We start from the raw sequence: 11,914 nt of genomic DNA, 5'->3' as shown, positions 1-11,914 counted from the left end.
GCGTGGCGCGCAAGTACCTCGTGATGGCCGAACGCACCCCGGCGTTCGACGCCTCGGTGATCGAACCGCACCGCAGCTTCCTGCGGGAACTGCTCGCTGAGGGCCGACTCCAGGAAAGCGGTGGCTTCACCGACGGCACCGGCGGCGCCTATGTCATCCTGGCCGAAAGCCTCACCGCCGCAACAACAATCGCCCACTCCGACCCGCTGCACACCACCGGCGCCTCGGATCTGACGATCCACGAATGGGAAATCACCGTTTCGGCGTGAATCCCGTTCCCGCAGCCGCACGTTCCGAGTGAACGTGCGGCTGTTGTCGTACGCGGGCCCGGTCAGATCTTGTGCAGGCAGAACGAGACCGCCGGTGAGGTGTGGATCACCGCTTTCGTCTCGCGAAACCGCTTCCGCGTCGCGTCGCAGACGTTCCGGTCCTCGGCTTCGACGCGAGTATCGACCTCGAATGCCCCTGCGCCACAGGGGACCTTGCGTAGACGGTCGAGATGGAGCTTGACGTTGCCCGGGTCGTTGACACACTCACCGACTTTCGCGTTGAGGTGAGTGCACAGGTACTTCATGGGGCTGCTGGTGTACTTCCGGCGACTCCGCGAGAAGTCCATGTCACCGGTCGCGCATTTCTGCGTACTCCACGCGCTGGTGATGATCAACGCCGCGTCGGGGTCGGCGCATGCGCGTCGATGAAAGTCCCAGCCACCGCGGGTCGGATCGGTGTAGTACCCGCAATCGCCGGTTCGCTCCGTGTCCGATCGCGGCGAGAGCAGACCCCAGGCCATCAACCCGACCGCGCTGATCGGCACGAGCGCGACCAGCCCGAGCAGAACCCACTTACGTTTGCCGCCGAACAAGCGTTCAGTGCGCGCCCGTTGCTCCCGATAGCCCGGCCGTGTGCGACGACCGCGGGGCGGTCGCCACTGATCACTCGGTCGCGCCGGCTGCCCGGTCTGTTGTCCCTGCGGGATGTTCGGCTGCTCCACCCCGCCAGCTTGCCACCGGCGCAATCGAACTCGCATCGCGGCTGTCGTCTCGCACCCATACCGCGGGGCGAGCCCTACGCTGCCGTGTCGCCGGCGCCCCGGACCGCTCGATCGTGGTCCTGGAGTGCTTTCGTGATGATGTCGGTGACGTCGGCATCGTCGAAATCGCCGGGCAGGCCCATGCCCAGGGTGTCGAACAGGTCGCGTACCTGTTCGACAGTCGGGTCGTCGTCGAGCCGTACGGACGTCGCGCGGTCGATCGCGACCGGCCGGGATTCGGCGAAGCTGGTCCTGAGTTCGATGTTCCAGGAGTCGTAGTAGGGGCGGTCGCGCTCGATGATCATGGCGGGGAACCGCGGTCCGCGCTGGGTGACGATCAGAAAGCGGGTGGACAGGTCCCACCGGAACAGCGACACCGACGACGTCAGGCCGATCTGGATGTCGAGGAGCTGCGGCAGTCGTTGTTTGTGCCAGCATGCCGCGGCGATGGTGGCGTACACCTCGATCTGAGTGCCCTTGGCCGTCCAGGTGCGCGCGTCGTCGTCGTCGCCTTCGGCCAGCGAGCGGTAGAGCGCTGCGTAACGCGAACAGAGGTCGCGATCGGTCGGATCGAGAATTTCCAGGCGGACCAGCAGCTCTCGGCGATTGCGATGAGCCCGGTGCAAGCAATCGGGCAGCGTGACAACGCGGGTGTGAGCCCCGGTACCGCCTTTGAAGATCCAGCGATCGGTTTCGGTCCGTGCCTCGGCGAGCACGTCCGATACCTCGTCGCCCTTGGCGAATCGGACGGCCGACAAGCTGTCGAGCGTGCGCTGGGTGCTGGTGAGCAGTTCGTCGATCGCCGAGGCCCGGTCGCGCCGGTCGTTCAGCTCGTCCAGCGTGTGCGCGATATCGGTGAGGGACTGTCGTACCTGTGCGTTCATCGCCTCCTGTCGCCATCGGTCACGCAGAACGGCGAAGGCGATCACCCCGAGAGTGAGTGGGATGACCTTGGTCAGCAGCTCTTGCCTGGTGGGGTCGACCAGCCCGAGCACGCTCAGCGTGACAGCAAGAACAATGGCGATCGCGCTTTCGAAATTGCTCTTGATCCACACCGCAGCAGCGACGATGCGTGCGGGAAAACTCATGGCGGCCACCCCTTTTCGCCGACATCGCCGGTCATTCGTCCGGTGCGATGCGCTACAGGCTAGCGGGAGGCTCCGGTTTGCGCACGACGGACTTCACGAGCTGTGCCAGCTCGTCGACAGCGACCGGCCCACCGGCGAGGAAGCTCACTTCGCTCGACGGATCATCGATGGATTCGGGCAGCGGAGTTCGGTCGAAGTCGGTGATCTCGATGCCGCACTCACGAGCGATCACGCTACCTGCGGGGAAGTCGATCAACCCGGCGCGGTAGCCGACGAATCCGTATATCAGACCACGGCTCAGCATGATCCAGCACAGCAGGGGTGACCACAGCTGGATGAGACGTCGGGAATGGGTTTCCAGCGCGAGTCGAAGGGCGATGGCGGTGGTGTCGGTACGGCCGACCGGATACCCCTGCAACCACGCCAGGACTGGATCGCCGGGCGGTCGTGGCGTCACCTGGCGTCGCAGCGCACCGTGCGGCCCTGCCGCGCCTCGTCCCCGAATGGCCGACCAGGTGTTGCCGGTCATCGGTTCGTGCACGACACCCAGAACCGGGGTCCCGAAGTGGCACAACGCGATACCGATGCTGAACACCGGCAGACCGACTGCGAGATTGTTGGTGCCGTCGAGCGGGTCGACGAACCAGCACCATTCCGGCTCGCCGCGGAGTTCGCCGGATTCTTCGGCGATGACGCGGTGGTGGGGGAACGCTCGGCGCAGATCGCGAAGAATGATCTCCTCGGCGCCGAGGTCCAGATCGCTGACCAGGTCGCCGCCCGCGTCCTTGACCCGGATACCGAGCGGCTGAGTCAGACGTGAGTGGATGAGCTGCCCGGCGCGGATCGCGGTGTCACGTGCGGTCGCGGCGGCGCGCTCGATGACGTCGCGTTCGAGTGTGAGATCTATGAATTCGCTGTGTCGCACCGTTCCTCCAGGCCATTCGCGGGGCAATCCGTTCGCAGACGCGCCAGGACGGCTTCGGCCAGTTCCCGCGTTCGCTGGGAACTGTGCGGTGTGCGTTCGACACGATGATCGGTGGTGCCGGGATCGCCCAGCGACAGGTCGAGCTCGCCGGGGATGTGTTCGCCCAACACGATGGTGGCGGCGGCGCTCAACACGTCGGTGACGTGGAACTCGCTGTGCGGCAACGTGTACACGTCGCCGTCGCGGAACACCTCGCGCGATCGGCTGCGGTATCGGACCGAGCGGCGGGTGGCGTGGACGGTATCGCCGTCGGTGTCGCTACGAACCTCGAAAACCCGATGTGTGCCCGCGTCCGAATCGGCCGAGACATCGATGATCTCGTTGACGACCGTGCCGTACAGGACATGACTGACCAGATTCCAGCTATGGGCGTGCACCATCGATGTCGTCGGCGCGGCGGGCCGGTCGGTACTCCAAACATGCAGGCAGATGCCGTGGCCCTCCTGTCGCCACACCGGAAAACAGGTGAACCCCAACGGATGTCGGACCGCAACGACCTCGACCACGCCTGCTGCCACGTCGGCCAGATAATCGTGCACCCAGGCACGCACCTCGGCGGTCGCGCCCGCAGCGGTGAGCAGCGAACGGAGCCGGGTGTAGGCGGGCATCAGTACGGGTTTCTCGGCTGGAGCGCACGGCGCACGATGTCGGCGACGTCGCGGTCGGTGAACGAGGTCGGCAGACCCAATCCCAGCGCGTCGAAGAGTCGCCTGGTCTGGTCGACGGAGGGTTCGTCCGCCAACGGCAGGTCCTCGCACCGATACAACGGAACCTGGCGGGTCTGTTTGAAACTGGCGACCAGTTCGCGGCTGAAGTCACGGTAGTAGGGCCGGTCGCGTTCGAACATGAGCGCCGGGGTGTTCGGGTTGTCCTGCGTGACGATGACGCAACTCGACGAGAGGTCCCAGCGGAAGGTCGTCATCACCGCGGACAACCCGACGTCGATGGTGAGGAAGGTGAACCGTTGGCGGTACCAGCACGCCGCGAGCACCGTCGCGTAGGCCTCCTTGCGAGTGCGCTCAGTGGTCCACTGCTCGCCGGTGCGGTCGGCTTCCGGGGTGAGCGAGGACCGGAACTGCGCGTAGGTCTTGCACAGCGCCTCGTTCGACGGATCGAGGATCTCGATCTGCATGCGCAGGGGGCGTTGTTCGCGGCGCGCGTTCTCCACACACGCGCGCAAAGTGACGGCTCGAATGTAGGTTCCGGTGCCGCCCTTGAAGATCCACTGCTCGGTGTCGCGGCGGGCGAGGGTGTGCGCGTGGCCGATCTCGGGTCCGTAGAGCAGATGGACCGCGGTCGCGTCGCGGACCGCTTTGGTGGCGATCCGTCGGTCACGCAGCAGGGTGGTCGCGAGCAGAGCGAGCACGAGCAGCACTGCGCCGTCGATGACCGCCGGTTCGAGCTCGATCTGATTCGACAGTGGATCCATCACGGCGATCGCGCCGATGATCACCGCGATGGTCAGCGCCAGCGCGCCATCGACGTTGGTACGCAACCAGTTCAGCAGTCGCGACATCCCGCCCCCTCCCAGTTCGGTGATTCCAGGATAGGCCGCGCGACCGGGTCGGCGGGTCGGGAAGTCGAGAAGTCAGGCGATGAGCAGCAGCGCGGTGACCGCGGCGGCCGTCGCGACCACGGCCAGTGCGAATCCGGTGCAGACGAACCGGAGCATCGGAACGCGCACCTCGTGGGTGCGACAGAACTCCAGTCCGATCAGCGTTGCCAGCGATGCCCACGGCGTGACGACCGGCCCGACGTTCGTGCCGATGAGCAGCGCGAGCAGCTGTGTCCCGTTCTCCACCGGGATCACGGATTCGCCGGCGGTGTAGGCAGGCAGATTGTTGGCCACGTTGGACAGGCCCGCCCCCGCGGCTGCCGCGCGGAACGCCCCGGCGACACCGTCGTCGACGCCGATCAGGCCGTGCATGATGTCGTTGAGTCCCCATCGGCTCAATGTCGGCACCACCAGGAACAATCCGACGACGAAGATCAGCAACTGGAACGGGATCAGCGACCACCGCAGCGCTGCGGGCCGCAGAATCGCGAAGGCGACGACCGCGATCGCGGCGGCCACCACCGCGGCGAGACCGATCTGATCACCGACCACCGGAATCGCGAGGATGAACAGCAAGCACGCACCGGCGGTCGCGTAAAGCAATGTCCGCGCACGCATTCCCTCGGTGCGGATGGGCTCCGGCGGCACGTAGCGGTCGGCGTCGCGACGATCACGACGCCAGTACCACAGCCACAGGAACAGCATCGTCACCGTGATCGAGGCGAGCTGGGGCGCCCACATACTCGCCGCGAATTCGGTGGAGCTCTTGGCGATCCGATCCGCCGCCAGCAGATTCGTCAGATTGGACACGGGCAACAGCAGGCTGGCGGTGTTGGCCAGCCACAGCGTGGTGATCGCCAGCGGCAGCGGCGGGATGCGCGTCGGTCCCGCGAGCGCGAGCATGACCGGGGTCAGCAGCACGGCGGTGGTGTCGAGGTTCAGCAGAATCGTTGTCGCCGAGGCGAATGTCACGCACAGTGCGAACAGGGCGAGGTAGTTTCCGCGTCCGACGATCGCGATCCGATGGGCGATGACATCGAAAACCTTGGCTTCCCTGGTGAGTTCGGCCAGCACGATCACGCTGGCGAGAAACAGCAGCAACGGCCCGACGCGACGCAGGTTCGCCGCCGCCTCGGCGCGGGGCAGCAGTCCGGTCGCGACGAAGGTCAACCCGACGAGCAGCAGGCCGACGCGAATCCGATCCAGCACCGACAGCCGTGGTCGTGGTAGCCGTGCCCACCACTGCGGTGGCGTGACGCGGCGGTGCGGGTCGACCTTTTCGGACACCGATCCATGATCGCATTGCGGCTTGCCGGACGCGTGCTCGTCCCGCCAAGAGTCTGCCGCGGTGATCATTCGGGCGCATACTCGACGGTGTGACGGACCTGGGGTGGGCACGTGAATTCTTCTTCATCAGCTATTCGCCGGCTGACGAACGCTGGGCCACCTGGGTGGCGTGGCAATTGGAGACCGCCGGATTCCGCACGCTGATCCAGGCGTGGGACTTCGTGCCGGGGACGAACTTCATCGACTTCATGGACCGTGGTGTGCGCGATTCGGCCATCGTGATCGCCATCCTGTCCGACAGCTACCTGACCTCCCATTACGGAACGATGGAGTGGCAGGCGGCAATTCGCACCGACGAGCACAAGTTGCTGCCGGTGCGGGTCGCCGATTGCGCGCTGGAGGGTCTGCTCGCCACGCGCACCTATCTGGATCTGGTGAATGTCGCCAGCGCCGAGACCGCGCGGAACACCCTGCTCGATCGCGTCGGTCACATGCGTGACGGTCGAGCCAAACCGGCGCGCGGACCGGAGTTCCCGTCGGGTTCCGGTGCGGCGGTGCGGGATCGGCCCGTTCCGAATGGTTTCGGCCCGGCACAGGCCGTGGAGCGTCGGCGGACTCCCGCTGTGCCACCGAGCTTTCCGGGCGCGGGCAGTTCACGCGAAGCGCGCAACGGGCTCTCGGTGCTGCATGTCGCGGGCCCCCGGTTCGGGCGCGGTCTGTTCGGGCGCGACGAGCCGGACGGTCCCGGCGAACTGCAATCACGTATCTGGGCCGATGTCATCCACCTGTCCGATCAGGGCGTGCCGTCACCGGATGTGATCGTCGTCTCCGGTGACCTCACCGAATCGGGTCACCCGCGCGAGGTCGACGACGCGCTTGCCTTCCTCACCGGCCTGCGCATTCTGCTGGGCCTCGAGCCTGATCGCCTGATCGTCGTACCCGGCAATCACGACGTGTCGAAGAAGGCGTGCGAGAGCTACTTTCTGCGCTGCGAGTCACGCGACCGGCTGCCGCAACCGCCGTATTTCGAGAAACTCGAACAGTTCGAGCGCATGTTCGGCGAGTTGTACCAGGGCCTGGATCATCTGGTGTTCGACGCCGGGCAACCATGGACCCTGTTTCCCATCGCGGACTTGCGAATTGTCGTCGCAGGACTGAATTCGACGATCGCTGCGACGCATCGTCAGGAAGACGACTACGGCAGCGTGGGGCAGACCCAGGTCGCGTGGTTCTCCGAGCAACTACGCGCGTTCGAGGCACGCGGATGGTTACGCCTGGGTGTGGTGCGCCACGATCCGATGCCGGGTGCGGGGGCCGCGCGAACCGACCCAGCGCTTCTTCGTGACGCGACGACGGTCTCCCGGCTGCTCGGCAACCGGTTGAATGTGCTGCTGCACGGGCCGGGACCCGGTGGCGTGCACGCCGATCTGCTGGGGGGCGTGCTGCCGGTGCTGCCCGCCGCGGCCCCGGGGAGTGCGGAGATCATCCACCTGACGGCCGAGGGCATGTCGCGCTATCCCGCCCAGCACCATGATCGAGAGGTCGAACGCACGGTCATCCCCGTGTCCTGGTCGAATGTGGCCGCGGCCCTGGCCGCGCCCGCCGAGACGAAGATGATCGAATCCGCGGGGACCGACGATCCGGATTCTGATGAACAGGCCGGTGACTCGGCGCCTGTGGTCGATCCGCAGGGGCGTTTGCTGGAGCGCGTCATCGAGGTCTGTGCGGCGCGCTACCCCGGCGCGCGGATCAGGCGGGTCGAGGCGGACCCGCCGCACCTGTTCGTCACCCATCATCGTGACGGGATGGCGGCGCAGTGGCGCATCGGCGCCCACGTAGGAGATCTGACCAGACAGGTGGTCGAGGATTTCCTGGCGCACGACCCGGAATTCGGATCCGAGCTCGTTTATCGTGGCGCGGTTCCGGCCCGTTCGCTGCGGGAGGAGGCAGCGGGTCAAGGGTTGCGTATCCGCAGCTTCCTGGAATTCCAGGGCATGCTCGATCTGACCGACTACCTCGCCCGTCAGGTGCTCGACCTGCGCACCGACCGGCGCTACCCACCCGAGTTGTATGTACCACAACGGTTTCGGCTGCTGGAGGAGAACGAAACCGCGATTCGCGACGATCTGATCGCCGAACTCATGGGCGTGGTGACCGCCGATCACGGCTGGTTCGTACTCCTGCTCGGTGACTTCGGGCGTGGCAAGACGTTCGCGCTGCGCGAGCTCGCCCGCCGGATCAGCGAGTCGACGCCCGCGCTGATTCCGATCCTGATCGACCTGCGCGCGCTCGACAAGACCCACTCGGTCGACGGACTGGTCGCCGCCCATCTGGCCAATCACGGCGAAGACCGGATCGATCTGAAGGCATTGCGCTACATGCTGCGCGAAGGCCGGGTGGTGCTGTTGTTCGACGGCTTCGACGAACTGGTGACCAGGATCAGCTACGAGTTCGCCGCCGACCATCTCGAGACCCTCCTGCAGGCCGCCGTCGGCAAGGCGAAGATCATCGTGGCCAGCCGGACTCAGCACTTCGAGTCCAGGGCCCAGGTGTTGACAGCGTTGGGCGAGCGGGTGGGTCTGCTCGACGACCGGCGCATCATCAGCATCGAGGAGTTCGCGCCGCCACAGATCCATACCTTCCTCACCAATCGCTACGGGGGTGACACGCGGCGTGCCGACGCCAGAATGCAGTTGATCAGGGGCATCCAGGACCTGCTCGGGCTGGCACAGAACCCGCGCATGCTCAGCTTCATCGCCGATCTCGAGGAGCGCCGGTTGCGCGCGGCCGCGGGAACGACCAATGCCATCGGTCCGGCCGCCTTGTATCGGGAGATCCTCGATTCCTGGCTTCGCTACGAGGTGGATCGCACGGCTACCGTGGCCGGATCGCTGCCGGGACTGGGACTGGACGAATTGTGGAGGGCGGTAACGGCTTTCGCGCTGCGGGTGTGGGAGACAGGCAGGCCCTATCTGCGTGCGGCCGAATTGTCGGAAGTGGCACGGGAACTCACCGACACCGCGGTCCGCGATCGCATGTCGGTGCAGCAGTCGGCGCACGCCATCGGTTCGGGCAGCCTGCTGGTGCGTACCGACGACGACCTGTTCGGTTTCATCCATTCCTCGGTGACCGAATGGCTGGTGGCCGATCACCTCGCCCGCCTACTCGGTGCGGGCGTGAGTGCACCACACCTCGCGCAAGCCCAATTGTCGCTGCTCATCATAGATTTCCTGTGCGATCTCGCCGACCCGCGCACGCTGCGTACCTGGGCGGAGTCGGTGTTGTCCGACTCCGACGCCGACCCGAACTCACGCACCAACGCGCTGCGGATCACCACCCGGCTGCGCACGGCGCCGAGCTCGGACCTGCGCGGCGCGATGTTGGCCGGCGAGGACCTCTCCTACCGCGACCTGCAAGGGGTCGATCTCAGCGGCGCCGATCTCAGTGGTGCGCGGTTGATCGGCGCGAATCTGACCCACGCGGTGCTGCGCGGTGCGCGGCTGGTCGCGGCGCGGCTGGACGACGCACGCCTCGTCAGCGCTGATCTGACCGACGCGGATCTCACCAGGGCGCGCCTGATCCGTACCGACCTGACCGGCGCGCGTGGCAGGGGTAGCCGCTGGCAGCGCGCCGCACTCCTGGACGTGATCGGCCAGGCCTCGGGGGCGGATCTGCGCGGCGCGGCCGTAGTACCCGGCGGATCGGTGCAGACCGAATTCGCGCCTGCCGCACTGGGCGTTCGGCACGGATTCCACGCCAGTCGAGGCAGACTGCCCCAGCCCGTCGCGTACAGCCAGGACGGAAGTACGGTCGCGGTCGGCAGTGACGACGGGGGCGTGCTGATCTGTGACGCCGACACCGGCCGGCCGCTGCGGATGCTGCAGACCCACCGCGCACGCACCTTCGCGGTCGCGTACACCGACCAGGTCCTGATCACCGGCTCCGGCGACGGAACGGTCGGCATCTGGGATGCCGTCAGTGGGGAACTCCGCCGGATTCTGCGGGGGCACGAACAGTGGCCGTGGCCGGTGCTGCTCGGTCCCGGCGGTGATCTGCTGGCCACCGGTGACGCGCGTGGTGTGCTGCGGCTGTGGTCGTTGCCCAGCGGCGATCTGCGTCACGAGTGTCTGCCACCCGAACACGGCATGACCTTGATCTACAGCATCGCCCTGCACGGTCGGACGCTGGCCGCCGCCTACGGCAACGGCATGGTGCGCCTGTGGGACATCGAAACCGGCAGGCAAACAGGGGAATTCCAGGCAGCGGGCGGCGCCGCCTACCGCATCGCCTTCGACTCCTCGGGAACCCGGATAGCGGTGGGTGGAGTAGACGGACTACTGACGCTCTGGGACCCCGTCACCTGCACGCTCACCGGCAGGTTGACCGGTCACACCGGACGCATCTACACGCTGGCCTTCCACCCGTCCCGGGACGTGCTGGCCAGCGGGGACACCGACGGGTTGCTCCGCGTCTGGAACACCGACACCGGAGAAGTGCTGCACGCGCCGACCGAACACAGCGCGGCGATCTATTGGGTGTCGTACGACCCGTCGGGAGAGCTGCTGGCCTCCGGGGACAGTGCGGGGCTCGTCTGCCTGCGTGCGTCCGAGACCGGTCAGCTGCGGCATCGTCTCACCGCCCACACCGGATCCATCTGGCCGTTCGCTTTCCGGCCCGACGGCACCCAGCTCGTGGTAACCGACGACCAATTCACCACGCGTTTCTGGGATCCGGTCACCGGAGCCTGCCGATACCTGCTCACGGGGCACGGCCGCCGAACGACAGCGGTGGGCTTCAGCGCCGATTCGGCGATGCTGTCCACCCGGGGCAACGACGGCGTCGTCCGGCTGTGGGACACCGTCACCGGACGTCTCGTTCGCACGCTGACCGGCAGCGACGACCACCTGCTGACCTTCGAGTCGGCACTGTTCAGCACGATGCGACCAGGGCAGCTCGCGATGGTGGGCAACGACGGCAGACTCAGCCTGTTCAACCTCGACGCCGACTCCTATGAGCGCCACATCAGCATCGAGGATGCGCCGATCTGGGCGATCGCGTTCAATCCCTCCGGTGAACTGATCGCGACGGCGAACGACGATGACACAGTGACGATCTGGAACCGTGCGACCGGCGCCCAGTACGGGATCTACCGCGAGCACCGAGGCAGGGTTCGGTCCCTGGCCTTCAGCGCGGACGGGGCGCTGATGGCCTCGGGCTGCGACGACTCCGTCGTTCGGATCTGGGACGTGGAGTCGGGGCGGTGCTTGCACACTCTGCGCGGGCACCGAGACCGGGTGTACGGGGTGGCATTTCACGGCAACCGCGTCGCCAGCGTCTCCTGGGACGGCTCGGCACGGATCTGGGACGTCACGTCGGGCGAGCCGGTGCACGAATTGACGCGGCACACCGGAAAACTCTGGTCGGCGGCCGTCGACGCCCAGCGGGGCATCCTCGCCACCGCGGGAGACGACCTGGTGATCCGGCTGTGGGACATGGACACCGGTCGGCATCTGCACACCTTGGAAGGTCATCGCCGCCGGGTGTCGACCTTGGCGTTCGACGCGTCGGGCGATCTACTCGCCAGCGGTAGCGAAGACGGAAACGTCGTGTTGTGGTCCGGTGCGGCGGATCAGGGGGCGGCGCCCTCGATTCGCGCGGTGTTGCTCGGACTGCCCGAAGGATGGGCCGCGTTGACGCCCGACGGGCGATACAAATACGAGGGCAACGTCGCGGGCCAGTTCTGGCATGTGATCGGCACGACTCGCTTCGAGTCGGGCGAACTGGATCCGCATCTCGCCGAGGTCGTGCGGGTCGCCGCAGATGCCCCGCTGTGAGCCCGACGGCCTCCGCCGGTGGGTGTACGAGGAAACCGGCGGAGGCGCGACCGACGCTGGGTAGGCGCGGTGTCGGGTTGTGCTCGGGGCACGAGGTGAATCCTGCTACCTCGAGTGCGCTCGAGGTCAAGCGGT

8 protein-coding genes are annotated in these 11,914 nt (G+C 66.7%); 2 read left to right on the top strand and 6 right to left on the bottom strand.

What is annotated here, in order from left to right; all coding sequences use genetic code 11:
* Positions 1-2 precede the first annotated feature (2 nt).
* Entirely contained in the window at positions 3-269 is a 267-nt protein-coding gene (locus ACWDXS_RS15395) for a YciI family protein (RefSeq protein WP_449966039.1), read from the top strand.
* 62 nt (positions 270-331) lie between these two features.
* Here the strand turns inward: ACWDXS_RS15395 and ACWDXS_RS15390 are convergent, their stop codons facing one another.
* From ACWDXS_RS15390 to ACWDXS_RS15365, 6 genes are all read right to left on the bottom strand, one after another.
* Entirely contained in the window at positions 332-991 is a 660-nt protein-coding gene (locus tag ACWDXS_RS15390; RefSeq protein WP_449966036.1) for a hypothetical protein, read from the bottom strand.
* Between the two features lie 74 nt (positions 992-1,065).
* Positions 1,066-2,118 carry a hypothetical protein gene (locus tag ACWDXS_RS15385; protein WP_449966034.1) on the bottom strand — a complete coding sequence of 351 codons (1,053 nt, stop codon included), beginning with the start codon at positions 2,116-2,118 and terminating at the stop codon, positions 1,066-1,068.
* 52 nt (positions 2,119-2,170) lie between these two features.
* Positions 2,171-3,043: an inositol monophosphatase family protein gene (locus tag ACWDXS_RS15380; protein WP_449966032.1), complete on the bottom strand. Its 873-nt coding sequence runs from the start codon at positions 3,041-3,043 to the stop codon at positions 2,171-2,173.
* Positions 3,022-3,711, bottom strand: coding sequence for a hypothetical protein (locus ACWDXS_RS15375; protein ID WP_449966029.1), 690 nt, complete (start codon positions 3,709-3,711; stop codon positions 3,022-3,024). The genes ACWDXS_RS15380 and ACWDXS_RS15375 overlap by 22 nt, the downstream gene beginning before the upstream one ends.
* Positions 3,711-4,619 (bottom strand): hypothetical protein, encoded by a 909-nt coding sequence (locus tag ACWDXS_RS15370; RefSeq protein ID WP_378989031.1) that lies wholly within the window; start codon positions 4,617-4,619, stop codon positions 3,711-3,713. The genes ACWDXS_RS15375 and ACWDXS_RS15370 overlap by 1 nt, the downstream gene beginning before the upstream one ends.
* Before the next feature lie 72 nt (positions 4,620-4,691).
* The gene (locus ACWDXS_RS15365) at positions 4,692-5,945 is read right to left on the bottom strand and encodes an ArsB/NhaD family transporter (protein WP_378989032.1); all 1,254 of its coding nucleotides are present in this window, start codon (positions 5,943-5,945) and stop codon (positions 4,692-4,694) included.
* A gap of 89 nt (positions 5,946-6,034) precedes the next feature.
* Between ACWDXS_RS15365 and ACWDXS_RS15360 the strand changes: the two genes are divergently transcribed.
* Positions 6,035-11,779: a WD40 domain-containing protein gene (locus tag ACWDXS_RS15360; protein WP_449966025.1), complete on the top strand. Its 5,745-nt coding sequence runs from the start codon at positions 6,035-6,037 to the stop codon at positions 11,777-11,779.
* The last annotated feature ends 135 nt before the right edge of the window (positions 11,780-11,914 follow it).

The organism is Nocardia sp. NPDC003183, assembly GCF_053590715.1.
This window is presented reverse-complemented; position numbering and strand designations above follow the sequence as displayed.

What these genes read in the sequence shown, in the direction of transcription:
- ACWDXS_RS15385 (WP_449966034.1), bottom strand. Translation starts at nt 2,118, where the DNA reads ATGAGTTTTCCCGCACGCATCGTCGCTGCTGCGGTGTGGATCAAGAGC.
- ACWDXS_RS15375 (WP_449966029.1), bottom strand. Translation starts at nt 3,711, where the DNA reads ATGCCCGCCTACACCCGGCTCCGTTCGCTGCTCACCGCTGCGGGCGCG.
- ACWDXS_RS15370 (WP_378989031.1), bottom strand. Translation starts at nt 4,619, where the DNA reads ATGTCGCGACTGCTGAACTGGTTGCGTACCAACGTCGATGGCGCGCTG.